General features: G+C 65.4%; 25 protein-coding genes. 22 read left to right on the top strand and 3 right to left on the bottom strand.

All coding sequences use genetic code 11. The annotated features are described in order from the left end of the window. Positions 1–26: 26 nt before the first annotated feature. Positions 27–782 (top strand): BMC domain-containing protein, encoded by a 756-nt coding sequence (locus KUL97_RS01780; protein WP_217795209.1) that lies wholly within the window; start codon positions 27–29, stop codon positions 780–782. 4 nt (positions 783–786) lie between these two features. Here the strand turns inward: KUL97_RS01780 and rdgB are convergent, their stop codons facing one another. Next, positions 787–1,383 (bottom strand): RdgB/HAM1 family non-canonical purine NTP pyrophosphatase, encoded by a 597-nt coding sequence (rdgB, locus tag KUL97_RS01775; RefSeq protein WP_217795207.1) that lies wholly within the window; start codon positions 1,381–1,383, stop codon positions 787–789. A gap of 231 nt (positions 1,384–1,614) precedes the next feature. On the opposite strand from rdgB, the gene KUL97_RS01770 reads away from it, so the two are divergent. The 16 genes from KUL97_RS01770 to cbbX all read left to right on the top strand — a co-directional run bounded on the left by KUL97_RS01770 (position 1,615) and on the right by cbbX (position 17,162). Continuing rightward, positions 1,615–2,601 (top strand): sodium-dependent bicarbonate transport family permease, encoded by a 987-nt coding sequence (locus KUL97_RS01770; RefSeq protein ID WP_217795205.1) that lies wholly within the window; start codon positions 1,615–1,617, stop codon positions 2,599–2,601. Then, positions 2,598–2,879, top strand: coding sequence for a transcriptional regulator (locus KUL97_RS01765; RefSeq protein ID WP_217795203.1), 282 nt, complete (start codon positions 2,598–2,600; stop codon positions 2,877–2,879). Before KUL97_RS01770 ends, KUL97_RS01765 begins: the two co-directional genes overlap by 4 nt. A 248-nt stretch (positions 2,880–3,127) precedes the next feature. Next, positions 3,128–3,442 (top strand): BMC domain-containing protein, encoded by a 315-nt coding sequence (locus KUL97_RS01760; RefSeq protein WP_010306728.1) that lies wholly within the window; start codon positions 3,128–3,130, stop codon positions 3,440–3,442. A gap of 71 nt (positions 3,443–3,513) precedes the next feature. Continuing rightward, positions 3,514–4,926: a form I ribulose bisphosphate carboxylase large subunit gene (locus KUL97_RS01755; RefSeq protein WP_217795201.1), complete on the top strand. Its 1,413-nt coding sequence runs from the start codon at positions 3,514–3,516 to the stop codon at positions 4,924–4,926. An 81-nt stretch (positions 4,927–5,007) separates the two neighbouring features. After that, a complete protein-coding gene (locus KUL97_RS01750) occupies positions 5,008–5,349 on the top strand; it encodes a ribulose bisphosphate carboxylase small subunit (protein WP_010316537.1) in 342 nt (113 codons plus the stop codon). Positions 5,350–5,522: 173 nt separating this feature from the next. Next, on the top strand, positions 5,523–7,880 hold the full coding sequence (locus tag KUL97_RS01745; protein WP_217795199.1) for a CsoS2 family carboxysome shell protein: 2,358 nt from the start codon (positions 5,523–5,525) through the stop codon (positions 7,878–7,880). A gap of 46 nt (positions 7,881–7,926) precedes the next feature. Then, positions 7,927–9,603 carry a carboxysome shell carbonic anhydrase gene (locus KUL97_RS01740; RefSeq protein ID WP_254896077.1) on the top strand — a complete coding sequence of 559 codons (1,677 nt, stop codon included), beginning with the start codon at positions 7,927–7,929 and terminating at the stop codon, positions 9,601–9,603. 1 nt (position 9,604) lies between these two features. Next, entirely contained in the window at positions 9,605–9,919 is a 315-nt protein-coding gene (locus tag KUL97_RS01735) for a carboxysome peptide A (RefSeq protein WP_217795197.1), read from the top strand. Continuing rightward, complete coding sequence (locus tag KUL97_RS01730; RefSeq protein WP_010306697.1) at positions 9,919–10,170, top strand: carboxysome peptide B; 252 nt, start codon at positions 9,919–9,921, stop codon at positions 10,168–10,170. The genes KUL97_RS01735 and KUL97_RS01730 overlap by 1 nt, the downstream gene beginning before the upstream one ends. A gap of 87 nt (positions 10,171–10,257) precedes the next feature. Beyond that, positions 10,258–10,887: a BMC domain-containing protein gene (locus tag KUL97_RS13805; RefSeq protein WP_303246101.1), complete on the top strand. Its 630-nt coding sequence runs from the start codon at positions 10,258–10,260 to the stop codon at positions 10,885–10,887. Positions 10,888–10,892: 5 nt separating this feature from the next. After that, positions 10,893–11,402 (top strand): ferritin-like domain-containing protein, encoded by a 510-nt coding sequence (locus tag KUL97_RS01715; protein WP_368656056.1) that lies wholly within the window; start codon positions 10,893–10,895, stop codon positions 11,400–11,402. A gap of 37 nt (positions 11,403–11,439) precedes the next feature. After that, positions 11,440–13,302 carry an NAD(P)H-quinone oxidoreductase subunit F gene (locus tag KUL97_RS01710; RefSeq protein WP_217795191.1) on the top strand — a complete coding sequence of 621 codons (1,863 nt, stop codon included), beginning with the start codon at positions 11,440–11,442 and terminating at the stop codon, positions 13,300–13,302. Between the two features lie 5 nt (positions 13,303–13,307). Further along, positions 13,308–14,816: an NADH-quinone oxidoreductase subunit M gene (locus KUL97_RS01705; RefSeq protein WP_217795189.1), complete on the top strand. Its 1,509-nt coding sequence runs from the start codon at positions 13,308–13,310 to the stop codon at positions 14,814–14,816. 1 nt (position 14,817) lies between these two features. Beyond that, positions 14,818–15,960, top strand: coding sequence for a CO2 hydration protein (locus KUL97_RS01700; protein ID WP_217795187.1), 1,143 nt, complete (start codon positions 14,818–14,820; stop codon positions 15,958–15,960). 10 nt (positions 15,961–15,970) lie between these two features. Beyond that, a complete protein-coding gene (locus tag KUL97_RS01695) occupies positions 15,971–16,225 on the top strand; it encodes a 4a-hydroxytetrahydrobiopterin dehydratase (protein WP_217795185.1) in 255 nt (84 codons plus the stop codon). Continuing rightward, positions 16,212–17,162: a CbbX protein gene (cbbX, locus tag KUL97_RS01690; RefSeq protein WP_217795183.1), complete on the top strand. Its 951-nt coding sequence runs from the start codon at positions 16,212–16,214 to the stop codon at positions 17,160–17,162. Before KUL97_RS01695 ends, cbbX begins: the two co-directional genes overlap by 14 nt. 3 nt (positions 17,163–17,165) lie before the next feature. Here cbbX and dnaA read toward each other — a convergent pair whose 3' ends face one another. Continuing rightward, entirely contained in the window at positions 17,166–18,602 is a 1,437-nt protein-coding gene (dnaA, locus tag KUL97_RS01685; protein WP_217795486.1) for a chromosomal replication initiator protein DnaA, read from the bottom strand. Between the two features lie 54 nt (positions 18,603–18,656). On the opposite strand from dnaA, the gene KUL97_RS01680 reads away from it, so the two are divergent. The 5 genes from KUL97_RS01680 to KUL97_RS01660 are packed head-to-tail and all read left to right on the top strand — an operon-like array spanning position 18,657 to position 24,277. Then, a complete protein-coding gene (locus KUL97_RS01680; RefSeq protein WP_217795181.1) occupies positions 18,657–19,775 on the top strand; it encodes a trypsin-like peptidase domain-containing protein in 1,119 nt (372 codons plus the stop codon). 4 nt (positions 19,776–19,779) lie between these two features. After that, complete coding sequence (locus KUL97_RS01675; RefSeq protein ID WP_217795179.1) at positions 19,780–20,436, top strand: TIGR04282 family arsenosugar biosynthesis glycosyltransferase; 657 nt, start codon at positions 19,780–19,782, stop codon at positions 20,434–20,436. Positions 20,437–20,461: 25 nt separating this feature from the next. Next, on the top strand, positions 20,462–21,379 hold the full coding sequence (locus KUL97_RS01670) for a bestrophin family ion channel (protein ID WP_217795177.1): 918 nt from the start codon (positions 20,462–20,464) through the stop codon (positions 21,377–21,379). Then, on the top strand, positions 21,376–22,095 hold the full coding sequence (locus KUL97_RS01665; protein WP_217795175.1) for a TIGR04283 family arsenosugar biosynthesis glycosyltransferase: 720 nt from the start codon (positions 21,376–21,378) through the stop codon (positions 22,093–22,095). Before KUL97_RS01670 ends, KUL97_RS01665 begins: the two co-directional genes overlap by 4 nt. A 25-nt stretch (positions 22,096–22,120) precedes the next feature. Next, positions 22,121–24,277, top strand: a complete 2,157-nt coding sequence (locus tag KUL97_RS01660; protein ID WP_217795173.1) for an EAL domain-containing protein — start codon at positions 22,121–22,123, stop codon at positions 24,275–24,277. Between the two features lie 17 nt (positions 24,278–24,294). Here the strand turns inward: KUL97_RS01660 and KUL97_RS01655 are convergent, their stop codons facing one another. Next, positions 24,295–24,789 carry a GNAT family N-acetyltransferase gene (locus tag KUL97_RS01655; RefSeq protein ID WP_217795171.1) on the bottom strand — a complete coding sequence of 165 codons (495 nt, stop codon included), beginning with the start codon at positions 24,787–24,789 and terminating at the stop codon, positions 24,295–24,297. Positions 24,790–24,808: the final 19 nt, after the last annotated feature.

Below are 24,808 nucleotides of genomic sequence, written 5' to 3'. Positions count from 1 at the left end.
GGATCCCAAGGCGACGCTCCTCTGCCGTGCAGATCACGGGGACCGAGCTGGGATTCAGCGGCAGCGGCACCCCCCTCGACGACTTGCATCCGTCGGCGGCCAGCTGCGTGATCACCACCGACAGCGAAGCGCGCCTGGTGAGCCAGGCCAGCGCGGTGGAGTCGATCGAGCTGCGCACCTATGTGTTTCTCGATTCGCTGCAGCCTCAGCTCGCCGCCTACATGGGCACGGTGAGCCAGGGCTTTCTGCCGATCCCGGGTGATGCCTGCCTCTGGCTCGAGGTGTCACCGGGCATGGCCGTACACCGCGTCACCGACATCGCCCTCAAGGCCAGCACCGTGCGCCTGGGCCAGATGGTGGTGGAGCGGGCTTTCGGCTCGCTGGCGCTGTATCACCGCGATCAGAGCAACGTGCTCCATTCCGGGGATGTGGTGCTGGAAGCGATCGGCAGCAGCGTCGACCAGCGGACCCGCTGCAGCGTGACCTGGACCGAAGTGATCCGCGCCATTACGCCCGATCACGCTGTGCTGATCAACCGCCAGAACCGCCGCGGTTCGATGATTCAGGCGGGGATGAGCATGTACATCCTGGAAACCGAGCCGGCGGGTTACGTGCTGCTGGCGGCCAACGAAGCCGAAAAAGCCAGCAACATCACCGTGGTGGATGTGAAAGCCGTGGGTGCCTTCGGCCGCCTCACCTTGGCGGGCTGGGAAGGCGACGTGAATGAAGCGGCTGCTGCCGCGATGCGCTCGGTGGAGCAGATCAACCGCCGCTCTCGCTGAGCCCTCAGCCGACGCCCAGCAGCCGCTTCAGCTCCCCAGCCAACTGTCGTGCTGCCTTGCCGCGGGATCCGAGCTTGTCTTTGAGGTGCTGCCCCATCTGCGCATAGGTCATCCCGGCCTCCCGCACCCAGAAGATCGGGTCGTAGCCACCGCCATGACCCACCGGAGCCGTGAGGATCTCACCGCGGCAGATGCCCTGGGCCTCCAGCACCGGCTCCCCATCGGGGGAGGCCAGCACCATGGCGCTGTTGAAGCTGGCACTTCGATAGGGGGTGGGGCCCAAGTCCTGCAGCAGGCGGTGAATCCGCTCGTGGTCGGTGGGTGCGTAGCGGGCTGAATACAGGCCTGGGGCGCCGCCCAGGGCATCCACCTCGAGGCCAGAGTCGTCGGCCAGGGCCCACTGACCCGTGAGCCGCGCCACCTCAGTGGCCTTCAGCCGGGCGTTCTCCAGATAGGTGCTGCCGGTTTCCTCGATCTCCAGGCCCTCAGGCTGCTGCCGCACCTCGAGATCCACCGCATCGAGCATGGCGCTGATCTCCGCCACCTTGTAGGCATTGCCGCTGGCGATCACCAGCAGCGGCCGGGTGGAGGGAGGGCGCATCAGGGCCTGAGCCGGGTGTGGGGGCCCATTGTGACCCGGCGGGGCACCGGCAGATTGGGGGAGGCAGGGACGGGTTGAACATTCCACCCCCCAGATAGCTCCAGGGGTTCCTGCCTCAAACCAACCGTAGGAATGGTTTCCCCAGGCCACAACCGCAGCAGCGATGGTTGTGTGCGTGCGCGAACAGTTGGGGATGGGCGACTTAGCCTGCGGTTCTGCAGCAGAGCGGCGGTGGACACGAGCCTGATCCTGCAGAACCTGCTAACCCCACCGGTTCTGTTCTTTTTCCTCGGGGTTCTGGCTGTGCTGCTGGGCTCCGACCTGGAGATCCCAGCTCCGCTGCCCAAACTCTTTTCGCTCTATTTGCTGCTGGCGATTGGCTTCAAAGGCGGTCTGGAGCTGCAGCACTCCGGCGTGGCAGGCCCTGTGCTGTTCACCATCGCTGCAGCCATGGCGATGTCGCTCTTGGTGCCCCTCTACAGCTTTGCGGTGCTGCGCCTGAAGCTCGACGGCTTCAATGCCGCGGCGATCGCCGCCACCTATGGCTCGATCAGCGCCGTGACCTTCATCACGGCGGAAAGCTTTCTCGACACCCTGGGGCTGCACCACGACGGCTTCATGGTGGCGGCACTGGCCCTGATGGAATCACCGGCGATCATCGTGGGTCTGCTGCTGGTGAAACTGGCTGCTCCGGCTGGAGAACAGCCCGGGCAGGGCATGCGCTGGGGGGCCGTACTCAAAGAGGCACTGCTGAATGGATCCGTGTTTCTGCTGGTGGGCAGCCTGGTGGTCGGGGTGCTCACAGCAGCCAACAGCCCGGCAGGCGCCGAAAAGATGCTGCCCTTCACCGACAAGCTGTTTTATGGCGCGCTGAGTTTCTTTCTGTTGGATATGGGCATCGTGGCCGCCCAACGGCTGCGCGACCTTCGCGAAGCCGGTGCCTTCTTGATCGGCTTCGCGTTGGTGATGCCCCTCCTGAATGCCGGGCTGGGGGCTGTGATTGCGAGGGGTCTCGGCCTCGAGGCCGGCAACGCCCTGCTGTTTGTGGTGCTGTGTGCAAGTGCCTCTTACATCGCCGTTCCGGCCGCGATGCGCATGACCGTGCCGGAGGCCAACCCGAGCTTCTATATCTCCACCGCACTGGGGCTGACCTTTCCCTTCAACATCGTGGTGGGTATACCTCTGTATATGGCCCTGGTGAATCGGTTGCTGCCATGAAACGGCTCGATCTGATCCTCAGTGAGCGGGAGCTGGAACCCGTTCTCAAGGCCATCGATCAAGCCGGGTGCAGCGGTTACACCGTGATGCGCCACGTGACGGGGCGGGGGCCGAGGGGTGCGGTGTCCGACAACATGGAATTCAGCGGCCTCGGGGCCAACGCCCACGTGATCGTGTTCTGCCCGCCCGACCTGCTTGATCCGCTGCGGGTGTCGCTGCGGCCGTTGCTCAGCTACTACGGCGGCGTGGGGTTCGTCTCAGAAGCAGAGCCACTCTGAGCCGATCTTCCCCGCGGTGGACAGCGCCGCACGCGTGTCGGGAAAAACCGTGTCCAGCACAACGGTTTACGCCTTAGTAGCGGGAGCGACGAGAAGCACTTCCAAAGTTTTGTGATGCACTGATCAGGCCGCCTTATCAGTAGCAACGAAGACGGTGATCGTGACAACAGCCCAAATGGCTTGACGGGAGGTTCGGCTGCCGAGCAAGGTTGCAGGCGAACATTCCACCCCTCCTCCAGGAGCAGGTAATGGCTAACGAAACCATGGGCATCGCCCTCGGCATGATCGAGACCCGGGGTCTGGTCCCCGCGATCGAGGCCGCTGACGCCATGACCAAGGCTGCCGAAGTGCGCCTGGTCGGCCGTGAATTCGTGGGCGGCGGTTACGTGACCGTGCTCGTCCGTGGCGAAACCGGCGCTGTGAACGCTGCCGTTCGTGCCGGCGCTGATGCCTGCGAGCGCGTGGGTGATGGCCTGGTTGCCGCTCACATCATTGCTCGTCCCCACCGTGAAGTGGAGCCTGCTCTGAACAGCAGCGCCGGCTTCGTTGGTTCGAAGGACTGAGGACTGAGCCGCGCCCCTGAGGGCCGCTCCATCCTCTGACTCATTTCCCTCGACCCACCCGGAGATTCTCCATGGCTAAGAAGTACGACGCTGGGGTTAAGGAGTACCGCGACACGTATTGGACTCCTGATTACGTTCCCCTCGATTCAGACCTGCTGGCTTGCTTCAAGTGCACCGGCCAGGAAGGCGTTCCCCGCGAGGAAGTGGCTGCCGCTGTGGCCGCTGAATCCTCCACCGGCACCTGGTCCACTGTGTGGTCCGAGCTCCTCACCGACCTCGACTTCTACAAAGGCCGTTGCTACCGCATCGAAGACGTTCCTGGTGACAAGGAATCCTTCTATGCCTTCATCGCCTATCCCCTCGATCTGTTCGAGGAAGGCTCCATCACCAACGTTCTGACCTCCCTGGTCGGCAACGTGTTCGGCTTCAAGGCGCTGCGTCACCTGCGTCTGGAAGACATCCGCTTCCCCCTGGCGTTCATCAAGACCTGCATGGGTCCGCCGAACGGCATCCAGGTTGAGCGCGACCGTATGAACAAGTACGGCCGTCCCCTGCTGGGTTGCACCATCAAGCCGAAGCTCGGCCTGAGCGGCAAGAACTACGGCCGCGTGGTGTACGAGTGCCTCCGCGGTGGTCTCGACTTCACCAAGGACGACGAGAACATCAACTCGCAGCCTTTCCAGCGCTGGCAGAACCGTTTCGAGTTCGTTGCCGAAGCTGTGAAGCTGGCCGAACAGGAAACCGGCGAGAAGAAGGGTCACTACCTCAACTGCACGGCAGCGACCCCCGAGGAGATGTACGAGCGCGCTGAGTTCGCCAAAGAACTCGGCCAGCCGATCATCATGCACGACTACATCACCGGTGGCTTCACGGCCAACACCGGTCTGGCGAAGTGGTGCCGGAAGAACGGCATGCTGCTGCACATCCACCGCGCCATGCACGCGGTGATCGACCGTCACCCCAAGCACGGCATCCACTTCCGTGTGCTGGCCAAGTGCCTGCGCCTCTCCGGTGGTGACCAGCTCCACACCGGTACCGTTGTGGGCAAGCTCGAGGGCGACCGTCAGTCCACCCTCGGCTACATCGACCAGCTGCGCGAATCCTTCGTTCCCGAAGATCGCAGCCGCGGTAACTTCTTCGACCAAGATTGGGGCTCCATGGGCGGCGTGTTCGCCGTGGCCTCCGGCGGTATCCACGTGTGGCACATGCCCGCGCTGGTGAGCATCTTCGGCGACGATTCCGTGCTCCAGTTCGGTGGTGGTACCCACGGTCACCCCTGGGGTTCCGCTGCTGGTGCTGCTGCCAACCGCGTGGCTCTCGAAGCCTGCGTCAAAGCACGCAATGCCGGTCGCGAAATCGAGCGCGAAGGCCGCGACATCCTCATGGAAGCCGCGAAGCACAGCCCTGAGCTGGCCATCGCTCTCGAGACCTGGAAGGAAATCAAGTTCGAGTTCGACACCGTCGACAAGCTCGACGTCAACTGAGCCAATCGCTAACGGGATCAGGGAAACACCTTCGGATTGTTTCCCTCCCAAGCATTCATTCCATCCATCTCAAGGAACCCCATGCCTTTCAAGAGCACCGTGGGTGACTACCAAACAGTCGCCACCCTGGAGACCTTCGGCTTCCTCCCGCCGATGACCCAGGACGAGATCTACGACCAGATCGCGTACATCATTGCCCAGGGTTGGAGCCCGCTCGTTGAGCACGTCCACCCCAGCCGCTCCATGGCCACCTATTGGTCCTATTGGAAGCTGCCCTTCTTCGGTGAGAAGGATCTGAGCGTCATCGTGAACGAGCTCGAGGCTTGCCACCGCGCATACCCCGACCACCACGTGCGTCTCGTGGGCTACGACGCCTACACCCAGAGCCAAGGCGCTTGCTTCGTGGTGTTCGAAGGCCGCTGATCCAGCGCCTTCTGAATCTGTGGTCCCGGAGTTGATTCGGGACCACGCTTTCTTCACTTCCTTTCTGAAGCAGTTCACCGCAAGTGAGCTGGTTCAGCTTTCCTGCAACGCTGCAGCGCTTGAGTGCTCTGCACGGTTGCGAGAAACCCAGTCATTCCATACGCCGGGCGGACATGGCCACTAAATCGAGTCGCGAAGCAGCCCTGGAGCGCCGTAAGGCCCTCACGGAAGGTGGCAAACAAGCTGCCAAGCGCCACAGCTCCGGTGGTGGTCGCGTGCGCACAGCAGCCGATGCGCGCCCGACCCGCACCAATGCCGCTCCGGCTCAAGCCACCGCTCCAGTAGCGCCTGCGCCTGCAGCACCAGCCGCTCCCGCCCGCAGCCTGAGCGTGGCCGCACCGGCCCGCACGGGTTCCGCCAAGCGCGTCAGCAACCCCAGTCGTGATCTGGTGCTGGCCCGTCGCGAGGCCCTCTCTCGCGGTGGCAAGCGAGCCAGCCAATCCAAGGACCGCACCCGCATGGATGTGGCCCGCGAAACCAGCAAACCCGCTGCCGCCGCACCTGCCGCGGAGCACAAGTGCAAGTGCCAGGACAAGCAACCTGAAACCAGCAGCCGTCAGCGCGAAACGACGGCAACCCTGTCACTGAGTAGCCGGGGTAGTGCAGGTGCTCCCAGCAGCAACCGCCCGGCCACCCGCAAGGCTTCCGCACAGCACAACCCCAGTCGTGCTCTGGTGCTGGCTCGCCGCGAGGCTCTCTCCAAGCGGGGCAAATCCGCCAGTGGCACCAGCAAAACAGGTCCGGCCGCTGTGGCCCGTCAGATCAACCCTGATCTGAGCGCCCGCGAGCTCTCCCAGAAAGTGCGCGAGCTCAAGAGCAAAACCGGTGCCGCCGGCACCGCTCGCAATGCCGGCACCCGCCCTTCCGGCCCCAACCGCCACGGCGCCAAGCAGGCCGCCGAAGCCTCCCTCAAGGTGGGCGTGAGCGAAACCCTCTCCGGCCAAGTCGTCACCGGCACCCAAGCCAACCGTTCGGTGAAGACCACCGGCAACGAGGCCGCCACCTGCCGCACCATCACCGGCACCGAATATCTCGGTGCGGAGGTGTTCCAAACCTTCTGCGGCACCCAACCCGCCGCTCCGATCCAGCCGGCCAAGGTGCGTGTCACCGCCACCACCCACGGCAACCGCGTGACCGGCAACGAAGTGGGTCGCAGCGAAAAAGTCACCGGTGATGAGCCCGGCACCTGCAAGAGCATCACGGGTACGGAGTACGTGTCGGCCAACCAGTCCGCCGCCTATTGCGGCGGTGCCACCCCCTCTGTGCGCAAGGTGGGTCGCAGTCAGACCCTGGGCGGTCAGGCCGTGAGCGGTGTGATGGTGGGCCGCAGCGAGAAGGTCACCGGTGATGAGCCCGGCTCCGGCCGTCAACTCACAGGCGATCAATACCTGGGCGCCGAGGCTCCGGCCGCGGGTCAAGCCCCCGCGAAGGTGAACAGCTTCAACACCCTGCGCGGCACCGGTGTGACCGGCACCGCCGTGGGCCGCAGCCAGAACGTGACCGGTGATGAACCGGGCAGCTGCCGCAATGTGACCGGTGACGAATACATCGGTAGCGAGCAATTCCAGGGCTTCTGCGGTGATCGCCCCGCGCCTGAAGCGGCCAAAGTTGGCTTCAGCATCACCAACCGCAACCAGGTGGTAAGCGGCACCCGCACCGGCCGTTCCTCGAAGGTGACTGGCGATGAGCCCGGCACCTGCAAGGTGGTGACCGGCACTCCCTATGCAGGCCTCGAGCAAGCCGGCGACTTCTGCAACGCCAACGCCGTGCGCGCCACCCGCGAACGCACCGCCGTGCGCAACGCCAGCCGCATGACCGGCATTCAGCCCGGGATCGGCGGTGTGATGACCGGCGCAGAGCGTGGCGCCTGTGAAGACGTAACCGGTACCCCCTATGTGGGTGCTGATCAGCAGACCGCCGCCTGCGGCACTGCCCCCAGCCGCGATGCTGATTTTCCTCAGGCCCTGAATCAGGCCGCCTGGCAGCAGTTCAGCGTTCAATCCCCCGCCCGCGCTGCCCAAGTGGAGCGTGAGCGCACCGGCGCGGTAACCGGCAGCACCTACGAGCAAGGCGGGAGAATCACCGGCCCTTTTGACATGGCCGGCGGCAAGGTGACCGGCACGGAGCAATTCCGTTTCGATCGCCGCGCCGACCAGCGTCTTGCCGCCGCCAACGACATGGCTCCGGTGAGCATGGATGAGGATCTGCGCCCCGCCTCCCGGGTCACCGGTGAGGGCTCCGGCACCAAGATCACCGGCGACGACTGGGATCGTGGTGAGCGCGTGACCGGCACCGAGGGCAGCTCCGCCCGCCGGCGCAATCCCACCCGTGTGGGCCCGATGAGCGCCATGCCTGGTCAACAGAACAAGCGCAACCAGGACGTTCCCCCTCCCAACAGCAAGATCACCGGCTCCAGCGGCAGCACCGATCAGGGTTCCCTGATCACGGTGTCCGGCGGCGCCCGCGGCTGAGGGGAGAGAGACAATGCGTCGGAGAACCGCTACCAACGAGCGGGCCATGAGCCCTACGGCTCCCCGACGCCGCTTCGGCAGCAACGGGAGTACCGAGGCTCAAGATCAACCGCTCGCTGAGCTCAATCCCAGCTCTTCACTGAGCAAAGTGCTGCGGCAGCGCGAACTGGCCAACGCGGCCCGCGTGGGGAATTCCCGCAGCAGCCGCATGGCGGCCGCAACAACCGCACCCCCCCAGACCAGCAGCAGCTCGCCTCGGAGGGTGCGTCCTGTGGCGACTCAGGTGGTGATCAAGCCGGCCCAGCGCTCCTTCGGTGGGTTGCATCCCCTGAGCAATGGCCAAGCCAACGCCGCTCTGCGGGCATACGAAGAGCGCACCCTCGGTGCCTTTGATCGGGTGGTGCCGGTGCTGAAGCGGATTTCCGCTCTGCAACACGAGCCTGATTTCATCGCCCAGGCGCAACGCCTGGCCGTGGCTGAACTAGGCCACGAGCTGCCCCAGCCGGTGCTCGACACGGCCTGGACCAGTCAGCTCGACATGCGCACCCTGTTTGCCTGGTGCGTGTTCGAGGCCTATGAGCAAACCAGCCTCGCCTTCTTCAACAACGACCCTCTCGCTGCCCAGGCCGGCAGCACCGACGCAGAAGCCTTCAACGCCTTCCTGTTGGAGTGCGGGTTCCATCTGCTCGACATCACCCCCTGCGCCGATGGGCGCCTAGCCCACGCCATCGCCTACGCCCTTCGCCTCCCCTTCAGCTCCGTGCGTCGCCGCTCCCACGCAGGCGCCATGTTCGATGTGGAGAACACGGTGGATCGCTGGGTGAAGACCGAGCACCGCCGCTACCGCGAAAGCGTTCCCAACCCAGCCCACAACGACACCCGCTACCTGAAGGTGGTGGTGTACCACTTCAGCTCGAAAGATCCCTGCCACGAGGGCTGCGCCGCCCACGGCAGCGACGACAAGGCTGCAGCGGCCCAGGGACTGCAACGCCTCAAGGATTTTCAGCAGGCCGTGGAGAACAGCTTCTGCTGTGGTGCCTCCGTGGATCTGCTGCTGCTGGGCATGGACACCGATACCGACGCGATCCGTGTGCACGTGCCAGGCCGCGATGGCAGCACCGACCTCGAAACCTGGCTCGATGCCCAGGCGGTGTACGACGCCACCCGCAACCTGCCGGCGGAGCAGGCCCGCACCACGATCCAGGAGCTGGTGCATGGCGCCGCGGCCGCCACGCCCGACGCCGGGATGGTGCAGCTGATCGCCCGCTTGATCGAGCACAACCTCTCCCAGATCGACTACGTGCGCCAGTACCACGGCGGCAGCTACAGCGATTTCGGCCATGCCGAGCGCTTCATTGGCGTGGGAATCGGCTTCAAGGAAGTGCACCTGCGCAACCTCACCTATTTCGCCTACATGGACACGGTGGAAGAGGGTGCTCCCGATCTCGATGTGGGGGTGAAGATCTTCAAGGGTCTGAATGTGTCGCGCGGGTTGCCGATCCCCGTGGTGTTGCGCTTCGACTACCACGGTGCCGTTCCCGGTGCCCGTGAGCGAGCGATTACCCACTGCGAGCGTGTAAAGAGCGCCATCGAGGCGCGCTACAGCGACCTCTGCGCCCAGGGGCTGCTGCACACGTTGCTCACCGTGCGCGATCGCGACCGGCACGTGCCGGCCGAAACCGTAAGTTCCTCAATCACGTTCAACACCGGAGGGGGGCACTGAGATGTTGATCTGCAAAGTGGTGAAGCCGCTGGTTTCCACCAACCGCATCGCTGATTTCCAGCACAAGCACCTGCAGGTGGTTCTCGATGGCAGCACCCAGAAGGTGGCTGTGGATGCGGTGGGTGCGATCCCTGGCGACTGGGTGATCTGTGTGGGCAGCTCCGCTGCACGCGAGGCCGCCGGCAGCAAGTCGTATCCCAGCGATCTCACGATCGTGGGGATCATCGACCACTGGGATCCGGATGCAGCCAAGGAGATGGCCGCCGGCAAGCCGGCCAACCCTGCCGCTCCCAGCGGCAGCGGGGGTGCCCAGTAATGGAAATCATGCAGGTGATGGGCTCGCTGGTCTGCACCAATCGGGTGGAGGGCTTTGCCCACCAGAACCTGCGCATCCTGCGCACCTCCAAGGGCAAGCTCAACGTGGCCTGCGACCCGGTAGGAGCCTCTCCCGGGAACTGGGTGTTCACCGCCAGCGGGTCCGCCGCCCGCCATGCCACGGGCAACGCCAACCTTTTCACCGATCTCACGATCGGCGGAATCATCGACCACTGGTCGCCCGACGGCTAAGGAACAGCTCTCGCTTTGTTCCTCCCGGCCTGAGCCGGGTCCACTCCGTTTCTCCGCGACCGCTCACGGGCACCGCCCATCACCGCCATGGCCACTCCCAGATCCCGAGCCACCAACACCTCGGCCTCCGGTAAGGCGGCAGCTGCCAAACCAGCTGCCACCACGACCACGCCGGTGACGGCCATCCCTGCACCGGCCTCCACACCGGCGGCTACCCAAGCCGCGGCCCCCGCCTCCAAGGCGGTGACCGTTACGGCGCAAACCGTGGCCACCACCGCCGTTGCCAGCAAGCCCGCCGGCACCAGCCGGACCGCAGCGGCCAAGCCCGCCGCCACCGCCCGCCGCGGCGGTGGCAGCAGCGCCAGCGGTGGCGGCAACAACCGTTCTTCCTCATCCAGCAGCATCTCCCCCATGGCCTCTTCCGTTCAGGGCATCGCCCTCGGCATGATCGAAACCCGCGGTCTGGTGCCGGCCATCGAGGCTGCTGACGCCATGACCAAGGCTGCCGAAGTGAGCCTGATCGCCCGTGAATTCGTGGGTGGTGGCTATGTGACCGTGCTCGTCCGCGGTGAAACCGGCGCCGTGAACGCTGCGGTGCGCGCCGGCGCCGATGCCTGCGAGCGCGTGGGCGACGGCCTGGTGGCTGCTCACATCATTGCCCGCCCCCACAGCGAAGTGGAGCCCGTCCTGTCCGGCACCAACAACCGCCGCGCCTGATGAGCATGGACGCCGTTCATCCGCGCGTCCTGGCCTATCTGGGCCGCGCTCTGAGCCTTGAGCTCACCGCCGTGCAGCAGTACATGACCCAGGCCTCCCTCGTGGGGCTCTGGGGTGATGAGGCCTCCGCCGAGCGCTTCCGCGAGGAAACGGTGGAGGAGATGCAGCACGCGGAACGGATCGTGCAACACATGCTGCAACTGGGGGTCGCACCGGCGGCCTCCCAGCTGCAGCCCGTCACCCACGCCCCTGATCTGGTGGGTCTGCTCGAGCAGAACGCTGATCTCGAACAGCAACTCGTGGATCACTACGACGAAGCCTCGCGCTTCTGCCGCGTGATCAACGATGAGGCCAACGGCGCCTTCTTCCAGGCCCTCCTGGAGGACGAGCAGCACCACAGCAGAGACCTGGAAGCCTGGCTGCAGCAGCTCGGTGGTCGCCGCCGCCGCGGCTACGCCCGTTATGGCACCCGCAGCAACGCTCGCCGCGATCCCCGCGCCCGAGCCAGCTTCTAAAGCTGCTTAGAGTCCGCCCCCAACAGGTCAACGCTTTTTGAGCGACGCTCTCCCGCTTCCGCTGCAATTGATCTGGCTGGTGCCGCTTTACGGCTTCAGCGGCATGCTGCTGTCGCTGCCCTGGGCCACCGGCTGGATCAAGCGCAACGGGCCTCGGCCCGCGGCGTATCTCAACCTGCTGGTCACCCTGCTGGCGGTGTTGCACGGCAGCCTGGCCATCTCCGAGGTGGTGGCCCTTGGCCCCCAACACCTCGACTTTCCCTGGTTTCAAGCGGCCGATCTCGATCTGCGCATCGGCTTCGACCTCTCCCTCACCAACCTGGCCGCCCTCGAGCTCGTCACCACGATGAGCCTCGTGTGCCAGGTGTTCGCGCTCGGCTACCTCGATAAGGAGTGGTCGTTGGCCCGCTTCTACGCCCTGGTGGGCTTTTTCGAAGGTGCCATGAGTGGCGTGGTGCTGAGCAGCAATCTGTTCATGAGCTATTTCCTGCTGGAGATGCTCACCCTCTCCACCTATCTGCTGGTGGGCTTCTGGTACGCCCAGCCCCTGGTGGTCACAGCCGCCCGCGATGCCTTTCTCACCAAGCGCGTGGGGGATGTGCTGCTGCTGATGGGCGTGGTGGCCGTATCGGCCTGGGCCGGCTCGATGGAGTTCGACGACCTCTATGCCTGGGCAGCCCAGGCCCGCGAACAAAACCTGATCACGCCCCTGGCCGGCACCCTCCTGGGCCTGGGCCTGATCGCCGGCCCCATGGGCAAATGCGCCCAATTCCCCATGCACCTCTGGCTCGATGAAGCCATGGAGGGGCCCAACCCCGCCTCGATCCTGCGCAACTCGGTGGTGGTGACCTGCGGCGCCATCGTGCTGTTGAAGCTGATGCCGGTGGTGGCTGTGTCGCCGATCGCCACCGATGTGTTGCTGGTGGTGGGCAGCATCAGCGCCGTTGGTGGTGGCCTGGTGGCCATCGCCCAGGTGGATCTCAAGCGCGCCTTCAGCTACTCCACCACGTCGTATCTGGGGCTGGTGTTCATCGCCATCGCCCTGCAGCAACCGGGGCTGGCGCTGCTGCTGCTGTTCGCCCACGGCCTGGCCCGTGCCCTGCAATTCATGAGCGTGGGCAGCATCATCGCCACCACCAACTGCCAAGACCTCACTGAACTCGGCGGCATTGGCACACGGATGCCGGCCACGGCCACGGCCTTTCTTGTCGGAAGCGCCGGCGTGGTGGGGCTCCTGCCCCTGGGGGGGTTCTGGTGCTACGGGCTGCTGGTGGAGGATTTCAGCCATCTGGCACCCGGCTTTGCCGTGATCTTCCTGATCACCAACGTGCTGGCTGCCGCGAATGTGGCGCGGGTGTATCGCTCGGTGTTCCTGGGCCCGGCCATGCCCAAAACCAAACGAACCCCTGAAGCCAACTGGCTGATGGCCCTGCCGATGGTGAGCCTCACGGTGATCGTGCTGTTGCTGCCGGCGATCATGCAGCGCATTGATCCCGTGCCTGGCATCAATGCCTTTTCCCTGCCCGTGGCCGCAGCGGTGGTGGCCAGTGGCGTGCTGGGCGTGGTGCTGGGAACGCTCACTCCACTCGACAGCTTCTGGTCACGCTCCCGCCAGCCCGTGGTGCGTGTGGTGCAAGACCTGCTGGCCTACGACTTCTACACCCCTGAGATCTACCGGCGCACCGTGGTGAACCTGGTGGCCTCGATGGCCCGCTTCACCCGTTGGTTCGACATTCAGGTGATCAAAGGGGGCGTAGACGGCATTGGCCGCCTGTCGATGGCCACGGCCAATGGCCTGAAGCTCACCGTGAGCGGCCAACTGCAGAGCTATGTGCTCACGGTGATTGTGGCGGTGGTGGTGTTCATCGGCGCTTTGCAAGTGGTGCGCGGCGGAGTGTGACCACGATGTTGTTGACCTCCCTGCTGCTGATCCCCTTCCTCGGGACCCTGGCTCTCCTGGCTTGGCCCGGCAGCCCCACGCCTGCACAACTGCGGCAGATCACGATCGGGATCCTGGTTGCCCAGCTGGCGCTGAGCCTGCTCACCGCCCTGCAGTTCGACCCCAGCGTGGCGGGATTGCAGCTCACGGAACACCACAGCTGGGTACCGGGCATCGGCCTGGATTACGCCCTGGGGGTGGATGGCCTGTCGCTTCCGTTGGTGCTGATCAATGGAGCGCTCACGCTGGTGTCGGCCGTGATCACGCGCGACATCAACAAGCGCCCGCGGCTGTATTTCGCGATGCTGCTATTGATCAGCGGTGCGGTGAATGGGGCCTTCCTGGCCGACAACCTGCTGCTGTTCTTCCTCTTCTATGAGCTGGAGCTCATCCCACTCTGGCTGCTGATCTCGGTGTGGGGCGGCGTGAACCGTGCTTATGCAGCCACCAAATTTCTGATCTTCACGGCCGTGTCGGGGATGCTGATCCTCGGCGCCTTCCTGGGGCTGGCCCTGCTCACCGGCAGCGTGGATTTCAGCCTCACGCCGGTGCTGAGCGAACGGCTGGCGATGGGCGGCCAGTTGTGGCTGCTGGGGGCCATCCTGATCGGCTTCGGCATCAAGATTCCATTGGTGCCGCTGCACAACTGGCTGCCCGATGCCCACACCCAGGCCTCCACGCCGGTGTCGGTGTTGCTGGCCGGGGTGCTGCTGAAGCTCGGCACCTATGGCCTGCTGCGCTTTGGCCTGCAGCTGTTCCCGGAGGCCTGGGCCTTGCTGGCACCAGGTCTGGCGATCTGGGCCGCCGTATCGGTGCTCTATGGATCTCTCGCTGCCATCGCCCAGACCGACATGAAGCGGATGGTGGCCTACAGCTCCGTGGGCCATATGGGCTACGTGCTGCTGGCAGCGGCGGCCGATACCCCCGTAAGCCTGCTAGGGGCGGTGTTCCAGATGGTGAGCCACGGTTTGATCTCGGCGTTGCTGTTCCTGCTCGTGGGCATCGTGTACCGGAAAACCGGCACCCGTGATCTCGAGGTGCTGCGGGGCCTGCTGAATCCGGAGCGGGGCCTGCCCCTCACGGGCTCGCTGATGATCGTGGCGGTGATGGCCAGTGCGGGCCTGCCGGGCATGGCGGGCTTCATCTCCGAGTTTCTGGTGTTCCGCGGCAGCATTGGTGCCTTCCCCTTGGCCACGCTGCTGTCGATGGTGGGCTCGGGCCTCACAGCGGTGTATTTCCTGCTGCTGGTGAACCGCGCCTTCTTCGGGCGGCTGGCGATCACCCCCCCCAGTGGCGATGCCACTGCCGACGCACGCCTGGATGTGCAGCTGAGCTCGGTGGCCCCCCGTGAAACCATCCCCGCCCTGGCCCTGGCGGCCAGCATCGTGTTCATCGGCGTGGTGCCCAGCAGCCTGGGGAACCTGAGCGAAGTGGCCAGCACAGCCCTGGCCAACCTCACAGCAGGAGTGAGCTGAGATGCCCGTTGTTTCCAAAGATCTCGTTCAGGCGAATCTCTCCATCGATCAGGTGGAGGTGAAGCGCCGCCTGCTGGCCGGGCAAACCCTGCTCACCGACACCCCCGATCACGTGTTGGAGGTGGTGGGCGTGCTCGAGAGCTATGGCGAGGTGCTCGATGCCTACAGCATCAACCTCATCTATCAAGCCGAGCAGCAGTTTTTGAACCCATTTCCGGTGTTCAAATTCCTCGATGGCGATCTCAACCCCGCCAAGATCTGGCGCCATCTCAACCACGACCGCATCAACTTCGAATACGCCGAGTACTGCCAGAAAGCGATGTTCTGGCATGCCACTGGTGGCATGGATGCCTACCTCGATTCGCCGGAGTTTGCTGAGAACTGCCGGCGGATCATCGCGGCCAAACGCCGCCGCGACCCGCTGCTGGCGCTGCTCAACCCGCTCTTCCCGGGCTTCCTGCCGGAACTGATCCGCTCGGCCGCCACCACCCACGCCCTGGGCCAGTTCTGGCGGGTGATGAGCGATTTATTCCTGGATCTGGCGGCCGCCGAACGCGGTGGTCGCGTACGCACCATTCCCCAAGTGGTGGACTTCATCAAAGACGGCCTGGTGGCCGCCGCGGCCAATCCGATCCGATACGGGGTGGAGATCCACGGCGAGCACTTCTGGGTGCTGCCACCGGAGGCCGGCCTCACCTTCCTGGTGGATGTGGCCGTGCCCTATGTGGAGGCGGTGTTTCTGCGGGGCATGCCGTTCCTGGGCACCGTGAGCTTCAACGCCCAGGCCCAGCAGATCTCACCCGACCAGGCCAAGTTCACCTATGGCGCCCTCTACGCCGATGCCCTGCCGAGCATGGGTGCCGGGATCCCGCCGAGTTTGCTGATGCAGGACATGTATCGCCACCTGCCGGAGAAGCTGCACCAGTGGTATCTCGAGCGCACCCGCGGCGAGGGGGATGTGCGCGTGAAGATCTGCATGAGCTTCCAGAAGTCGATGTTCTGCGTCACCAACGCAGCCATTAACGGCACCATGCCGCACCCGCTCGACAGCAGCGATCCAGACGCGATGGCGGCCAACGAGGCCTATGCCGATGCCTGGGCCCAGCGGCTGGGCATCGCCCGCACCGATTGCCTGGCGGCCTAAGGTCGAGCCCATGGATCACCAGTGGAACCCTCGGCCCAAGCCCGATCGCGTGGAGTGGCTGGAGCGCCGGATTGAATTCGAGGATTACGCCAGCAATCGCGCCTTTCTCGATCGCCTCAACGACTTCTGCGAGGCGCAAGGCCGCTACCCCGACATCAGCTTCGGGCGTACATACGTGAACATCACCCTGCGCGCAGACGGTGAAGGGGCGGCCATCGGCGAGGCTGACCACGCCTTCGCCGCCGCGATCGATGGCCTCGTCTGAGCAACAGCCCGCGGGCCACACCCCCGACGACACGCCCGTGAACCTGCAGGCCGCCTACGAGGGCGCCCAGGTGCAGGACGTTCTCGAGCAGCTGGATCAGGAGCTGATCGGTTTGCGCCCTGTGAAAACGCGCATCCGCGAGATTGCGGCGCTGCTGGTGGTGGACCGGGCCCGCAAGCAGGTGGGGCTCTCCACCACAGCTCCTAGCCTGCACATGTCGTTCACCGGACGGCCGGGCACCGGCAAAACCACGGTGGCAGCAAGGATGTCGCAGATCCTGCACCGCCTCGGCTACGTGCGCAAAGGCCATGTGGTGACCGCCACCCGCGACGATCTGGTGGGCCAATACATCGGGCACACGGCGCCAAAAACGCGCGAAATGCTCAAAAAGGCGATGGGCGGCGTGCTGTTCATCGATGAGGCCTACTACCTCTACCGGCCTGAAAACGAGCGTGATTACGGCGCCGAGGCGATTGAGATCCTGCTGCAGGTAATGGAGAACAACCGCGACGATCTGGTGGTGATCTTCGCCGGCTACAAGGAGCGCATGGATGTGTTCTATCAGAGCAATCCCGGCCTCTCCTCCCGGGTGGCGAACCACATCGATTTCCCCGATTACACCGCTGACGAACTGCTGGCGATCGCGCGGCTGATCCTGGCGGAGGAAAACTACCGCTTCAGCGAGGAGGCGCTGGCTGCCTTCGCCGACTACATCCAGCGGCGGATGCAGCTGCCCTTCTTCGCCAACGCCCGCTCGATCCGCAACGCCATCGATCGCGCCCGCATGCGCCAGGCCAACCGCCTGTTCAACCGGATGCATGGCGGTGAGCTCACCAAGCTCGATCTGATGACGATCGAAGCTGACGACATCACCGCCAGCCGTGTGTTTTCCGGCCAGGTGGAAGGGCTGGATCCCAGCGAACCGATCACCGGCTGAAGCTCATTTAGTGCGGCGACGCGAATCGATCTGCAGCAGGTCGCGCACCTGCTGCACTTGCCGGCCGAGCTGCGGATCGGCATTGAGCTTCTTATCGATCTGCTCCACGGCATACATCACGGTGGAGTGATCTTTGCCGCCGAATTCATCGCCGATGCGGGGCAGCGACAGGTTGGTGCCCTGGCGCATCAAATACATCCCCACCTGGCGCGCCTGGCTCACGGCCCGCTTGCGGCTCGGGCTCTTCATCTCCTCCACACTCACACCAAACACCTCGGCCACCTTGCTCAGCACTTGAGCTGGGGTCACCTCCACCTCCACACCGGCGGGATCGAGCATCGGCGCCACTGATTCCACGGTCATCGGCAGGCCGGTGATTGAAGCAAACGCCACCGCACGGGTGAGTGCCCCCTCGAGTTCGCGGATGTTGGAAGTGAAACGGCCCGCCAGGTACTGGATGAGATCGCGCGGCAGATTCACGCGCTCGTGCTCGGCCTTCTTGTGCAGGATCGCCATGCGGGTTTCCAGATCCGGGGCCTGGATGTCGGCGATCAGCCCCATCGAGAAGCGGGAGATCAGCCGCTCCTGCAGCCTCGGGATTTGCGACGGGGGCCTGTCGCTGGCGATCACGATCTGGCGGCCGGCTTCGTGCAGGGCGTTGAAGGTGTGGAAGAACTCCTCCTGGGTGTACTCCTTGCCTTCGATGAACTGGATGTCGTCCACCAGGATCAGATCCGCAGCGCGGTAGCGGTCGCGGAATTTCTGCATGCCGTCCTTGCGGATGGCCTGGATCAGATCATTGGTGAAGGTTTCGGTGCTCACATAGGCCACCCGCGCCTCGGGATCGATCTCCAGCCGGTAGTGGCCGATCGCCTGCATCAGGTGGGTTTTGCCCAGGCCCACACCACCGCAGATGAACAGGGGATTGAATTCACGGCCGGGAGCCTCCGCCACCGCAAGGGCCGCCGCATGGGCCATGCGGCTGTTGGGCCCCACCACGAAACGGTTGAACACGTAGCGGGGGTTGAGGCCCGGGGCCAGCTTGCGGGGCGTTTCGCCCGTGGGCAGCCGCTGAGACGCAGCGGTCGCCCCACCCGGCAGCGATGACTCCCCAACCGGGCTGGCATCGCCCGGGGCCGGCGAGGTCTGGAAGCCATGGCCATTCAGGCCCTGGGCAACGTCTGGATCCGTGCCGGCCTCCACGTGCACGCTGATGGGGCGTCCAGCGATTTCGCTCGCCACCGACGCGATGGTGACCAGATAGTTCTTGCGCAGCCAGCCGCAGGCAAAGGCGTTGGGTGCCAGCAGCTGCAGCTCGGAGCCATTGAACCCGGCGCAACAGGCCGGGCGGATCCAGGTTTCAAAGGTGGGTTTGGAGAGATTGCCCTGGAGCGCTTCCTGCACCTGACGCCACAGCGTTTCCCCTTGCTGCACCGCCACTGAACCCCGCCGGGCCACGAATATAGGGGCAGTGCCCAGAGGCGTCCGTCTCCCATGATGCGCATCGCAAGCCGCCCATCCCTGCTCACGGCCGTGCTGCTGACAGGCCTGCTCAGCGCCTGCAGCGGCGGGCTGCCCGGCCGGCGCGGCGGCGACCCCACCCGTGTGAGCGATGCCCCACCGAGTGCGGCGTTGCAACCCGGCAACAACTTCATCGTGAATGCCGTCGACAAGGTGGGGCCGTCGGTGGTGCGCATCGACACGGTGCGGCGGGTGATCAACCCCCTCGGCGGCCTGTTCGGCGGCGGCCCCTCGATTCAGCAGCAGCAGGGCCAGGGTTCCGGCTTCATCACCCGCTCCGACGGGGTGATCCTCACCAATGCCCATGTGGTGGAAGGGGCCAGCGAGGTGGGGGTGACCCTGCCGGATGGGCGCAGCTTCCGCGGAAAGGTGCTGGGCAGCGATCCGATCACCGATGTCGCCGTGGTGAAGGTGGCGGCCGCCGGCCTACCGGTGGCGCCCCTGGGGGATTCAGCCAAGGTGCGCCCGGGTGAATGGGCGATTGCCATCGGCAACCCCCTCGGCCTCGACAACACCGTGACCGCGGGGATCATCAGCGCGGTGCAGCGCACCAATGCCGTGGGTGAAGGGCAACGGGTGCCTTACCTGCAGACCGATGCAGCCGTGAACCCTGGCAACAGCGGCGGCCCGCTGATCAACGAGCGCGGTCAGGTGATCGGCATCAACACCGCCATCCGCCAGGCGCCCGGTGCCGGCCTGAGCTTCGCGATCCCGATCAACCTGGGCCGCCAGATCGCCGCCCAGATCCTGGAGAGCGGCCGTGCCTCCCATCCCTATATCGGCGTACGCCTGCAATCGCTCACGCCCCAGCTGGCCCGCGAGGTGAATGCCACCAATGCCGAATGCAAGCTGCCGGAAACCAATGGCGTGGTGGTGGTGGAAGTGATGCCGGGCAGCCCCGCAGCCCGCGGTGGCCTGCGCTCCTGCGACCTGATCGAACGGGTGGGCACCACCGAGGTGGACAACCCTTCGGAAGTGCAGGTGGCGGTGGATCAAGGGCGGGTGGGAGACCCCCTCACCGTGCAGGTGCAACGGGGCGATCAACAGCTCAACCTGCAGGTGAGGCCCGCCGAACTGCCGCGCCAGAACTAACGCCATGGCCAATGCCCGGCGTCAGCTGGTGGTGCTGGCCCGCTGGCCGGCGCCCGGGCGCTGCAAGCAACGCCTGGCCGCCAGCTGCGGCTCCAGCGCGTTCGCTGCAGCGATGCAGCGGCGGCTCAGCTGGCATACCGTGCAAACCGCCGCCGCGGCCGCCCGCCACTGCAGCAGCGAGCTGCGGCTCTCGGCCTCGGGGTTGGGGCCGCGGGCCCTGCGCCGCTGGGGGCAGCACTTGCAGCTCACGCCGCAGCAGCTGGAGCTGCAACGGGGCGGCAACCTGGGCTGCCGCATGCACCGCCAGCTGCAGGCGGGCTTCAGCCGAGGTGTGCTGCAGATGGTGTTGATCGGCAGTGATCTGCCGGATCTGCAGAGCAGCGATCTCGAGCAAGCCTTCTGTGCGCTCGAGCAGCACGATCTGGTGCTGGGGCCCGCCAACGATGGGGGCTACTGGCTGATCGGCATGAGCCGGCGAGGCTTTCAGCGCAGTGGCGCCGCTCTGTTCACGGGGATCCCCTGGAGCACCGATCAGGTGCTGCCGCTCAGCCTGCAGCGCGCAGCGGCGCATGGGCTGCGGGTGGGGCTGTTGCGACACCAGAGCGACCTGGATCGCCGCTCGGCCTTAGCCCCCTGGCTCGAGCGCCTGCGGGATCGATGATGCGTGAACGCGCAGCACGCCGCTGATGATCTCCCCGCCACCCAAGCTGGCCCATCGCAATGTGCTGCGGGTGGTGGGGCAACTGGCGCTGCGCATGCGCTGGGATCTGCTGCTGATGGCGGTGCTCTGCGGCGCGGCCGTGCTGGTCGACCAGCTCAACCCCACCATGGAGGTGCGTTTGATCGATGGTGCAGGGCTCTCGATGCTCGGCATCGCGGTATCGATCTTTGTGGCCTTCCGCAACACCCAGGCCATCAACCGTTGGTGGGAAGCACGCATCCTTTGGGGAGCCATCACCAATTGCAGTCGCCACTGGCGCGACAGCTTGCAGACCCTGCTGGGGGGAGACAGTCGACGGCGGCCCCTCCAGCAGCAGCTAGTGGGCTTGCAGGTGCTGCAGTGCTGGCTGCTCAACTTTGAGCTGCGGGGCTTCTGGCGCATCGATGCGCACGCGCGGGTGAGGGATCTCTGCCGTGCTCTGGGCTTACCCGATGACATCACCGTGCAAGAGAGCATGACCGTGCGGGCGAACCTGATCAGCCAGCTGCACCAAGAGGGTGCCGTGAATGACTGGGGCAGGGACGCGCTGCTGCGGGGCATGGAGCAGTTCACCAATGCCATGGGTGGCTTGCAGCGCATCCGCAACACGCCGCTACCGCCCACCTACGACGTGTTCATCCGCCTGATCTGCTGGCTTTACGGCTTCACGCTGTTCGGCACCTTCACAAGCCAAGGCTCGATCTTCACCGGTGTGGTGCTGTTTCTTGGCTTTGTGAGCGCTGAGCGCATCGGGGCCTATGTGGAAGGTCCCTTCGATCAAGACGGCAGCAGTTTCTGCGTGCCCATGGATGTGGTGTGCCGCACGATCAGCGCAGACCTGCTGGGAGCCCATCACCCCCTCGCCGAGCTGCCGATCAGCCGTGACCCCAGCCGCTGGTCATGACCGCGGCCCCGCTGGCGGTGGTGATCCCCAGCTTCAACGAAGCGGAACGGCTGCCATCACTCCTGGCGGATCTGGCGGCAGGGCCAGCGGATCTGATCACAGACCTGGTGGTGGTTGATGGCGGCAGCAGCGATGGCACGCCCCAGCTGGCCCGGCTGGGAGGAGCGCAGCTGCTCCAAGCTCCAGCCGGCCGCGGTCTGCAACTGCAGCGCGGCATCGCCGCCACAACGGCTCCCTGGTTGTTGCTGTTGCATGCCGATTGCCGCCTGCATCCCGGATGGGTTGCAGCACTTCGGCGGGCGATGGCCAGCCCCGAGGCGGCCTGGGCCTTTGATCTGGCGGTGGAGGGGCAAGGTTTGTCGCTGCGGCTGCTCGAGCAGGCGGTGCGGCTGCGCACGCAGCTGCGGCAGTTGCCCTATGGCGATCAGGGTCTGCTGCTGCAGCGCAGCCTGTTGGAGCGGGCCGGCGGCATGCCGGCTCTGCCCCTCATGGAAGATCTGGTGCTGATCCAGAAGCTCCAGCGCTTGGCGCCAATCCGCCGGCTGGGCTGCCCGCTGCAGGTGAACGGGCGGCGCTGGCGGCGCCATGGGGTGCTGGGCACGGCGTGGCGCAACGGCCAACTGCGGCAGGCCTGGCGACGCGGCATCAGCGCCGAGCAGCTGGCAGAGCGCTATTACGCAAGTGATGGCTCAACGCGTTCGCCCTCGCCAGAATGACGTTCAGCCATTGCGGGGCTGAGCCATGAGGACGCTCGCGCTGCTGCGCAGCCTGCGCCGCGAGTGGCAGTGCCAACGCCGCGACCATCCGCGCCAGCTCAACACCGCTCTGTTGCTCTGGGCCGTTCTCAGTGCCGCGCTGGCCGGGGTGCTGGTGCAACAGCGGTGGCAGGTGTTGCAGCAACGCCAGAGCCGCCAGGGGCAAACCGATCAGGGCCTCCTGGAGCTGCGGGTGAACAGCCACAAGATCACGGCCCTCGATTGGGGGCACTGGGATCCGCTCTATGCCTACGCGGCAGGAGCCGACCCAGGCTTTCCAGCCCGTGAGCTCGACAACTCCTCGATCATTCAAGACGGCCAGGGCTTGATGGTGGTGGATGCCCAGCAGCGGGTGCTGCTCAAGCGCGGAAGCGCCGTTGGGTCAGGGGTATCGCCGGAGCTGAGCCGTTGCCTTCAAGAGCATCTTCAGCAGTTGGCGCTGCGCAGCCAGGCGGGCCAGGGCGATCGGGCCTACGGCTTCTACTGCCAAACCGCCACACAGCCGGTGCTTGGCGCCGGCACCTCGATTCGGCGCAGCGGCGGCACAGGCCCAGAACGGGGCTGGCTCCTGCACATCAGCCGCATTCAGAGACCCAGCTACAACACCGCGGTGAATCAGGCTTTCAGCCGCATCAATGCCAGCCTGAGCAGCACTCCGGGCCAGGCGGGAACCGCGGCTCCTGCGGTGAGCGAGTTGCTGCCGGCCTCTCACGTGCTCACGCTGAAGCCAGCGAGTCCGGCCTGGCGGCAGCGCATCACAGCCGTGGAGGGAATGGCACCGGGCTGGATCGGCGTGAATGGACTCGTCGCAGCAGCGGCAGCGGGCACGCTGCTGAGCCTGCGGCAATTGCGCCAGCGCGACCTGCAGATGGAGCGCGCCAAGCGCAACCAACTGCGCCTGCTGCGGCAGGAGCTACCGGGACCGCTGCTGAGCCGCAGTGAACTGCTCCAGGCCATCCAGCAACCCGAAGGCGCTGGGGAGGGCGGGCTGAGCGAGCTCTGGATCGCGGCCCTGCAGGTGAAGGTGATGCTGTTTCGCGAGGCGATCCGCCAACGGGGCGAAGCCCAGAACCAGGCTCTGGCCTGGCTTGGAGAACGGCTGCAGCAACTGACGCCCACCCGGCACCTGGCCCTGGGGGAGAACAACACGCTGCTGCAGGTGATCCATCCCTCCAGCGGCGACGCGCGCGACGAACATCGCCAGATCGAACACCAGCTGCAGGAGCTGCAGCTGGCCATGGCCGAAGTGATGCAGCTCTCGGTGGACGGCATCCTCACCCGGCTGGACCGCCATGACGTGACGCAGCAACTCGCCGATCTCGCCCTGGTGCTCTCCCTCTCCGAGAGCTCCGGCGGGATCCGGCACATGCCGAGCGGCGTCGCCGATTGGGCGCGCGACCTGCGACAACAGCAGAGCCGCGACTTTGATCTCACCCGCTCCTTCGAAACCCTGCAGGACCACCGCTATGCGCTGGAGCCGGTGCTGCAGCAGCAGGGCGATGCCTGGGAAACGGCCTACAGCGAAATGCTGTTCCGATTGCCGCAGGAGCTGGAGGGCTCCATCAGCGTGCAGGAACTGGTGCTGGCGCTGGAGCGCAACCACAACATCCACCTGCTGGATCAGCTGATGGTGCGGCGGGCCATTGCCCTTTTAGGCGAACCCGAGGGCTCCAGCCAGCAGTTGGGGGTGAACATCTCGGCGGTGAGCTTCGGATCGGAGAAGCACATCAAGGCCCTGTTCGCCCAGCTGCGGTCTCTGCCCGCGGCGGTGCGCCACCGCTTGGTGCTGGAGGTGACCGAAACAGCCCTGGTGAATCGGCCTGAACTGTGGGAACAGCGGCTGCAACAGCTCCGTGACTTCGGCGTGCGCATTGCCATCGACGACTTCGGCGTGGGGTATGCCTCCATTGCCTACTTGTTTCAGTTCAAGCCCGACTTCCTCAAGCTCGACCTCAGCTACAGCCAACGCCTCCATGACGCGAATGTGGACGCGCTGGTGACCTTCCTGGTGCGCTACGGAGAGCTCAACCACTGCGGGCTGATCCTGGAGGGCATCGAAACCGAGGAACAGCTCCAGTACTGGCAAGCCCGCGGTGTGCGCCTCTTCCAGGGGTATCTGTTCCGCGACCGCCCCAGGGGGTGAGCCGCTAGCCGTTCAGGTCAGGGTGCGTACCAAAAGGCGCAGCGCCGCTGCTGGGGCTCCAGCTGCCAGCCCTGGGCGCCGTAGAACTCCACCACGCCTGGATCGGCGAACAGCGTGACCCGCTCCACCTGCTGATCGCGCAGCAGATCGATCACGTAGGTCATGAGCTGTTTGCCCAGGCCAACGCCCTGATACAGGGGATGCACCGCCACATCCCAGACGGTGGCTTCAATCACCCCATCACCGGTGCAGCGGGCGAAACCCACCAGACGGGGCAGCCGGGGATCGTGACGCCACAACCCCACCACCAGCAGGCTGTTCTCAAGGGCCTTGCGCACCCGGCGCAGGGGCCGGCGACTCCAGCCCACCGCATCACAGAGCTGCTCGAGCTCGTAGAGATCAATCTCCCGCTCGGTGCTCAACACCAGGCTGAGCTGAGGATTGGGGGTGGGACACAGCCGATACCCCTGGCCGTAGAGACCATCCAGCTCGGTAGGAGGAGAGCTAAGCATTGCCATGATCCTCTCCCAC

The organism is Synechococcus sp. HK05, from assembly GCF_019104765.1.
Taxonomy (GTDB): Bacteria; Cyanobacteriota; Cyanobacteriia; order PCC-6307; family Cyanobiaceae; genus Vulcanococcus.
Note: the sequence above shows the minus strand (reverse complement) of the source record. Positions and strands in the feature narration are given on the sequence as shown.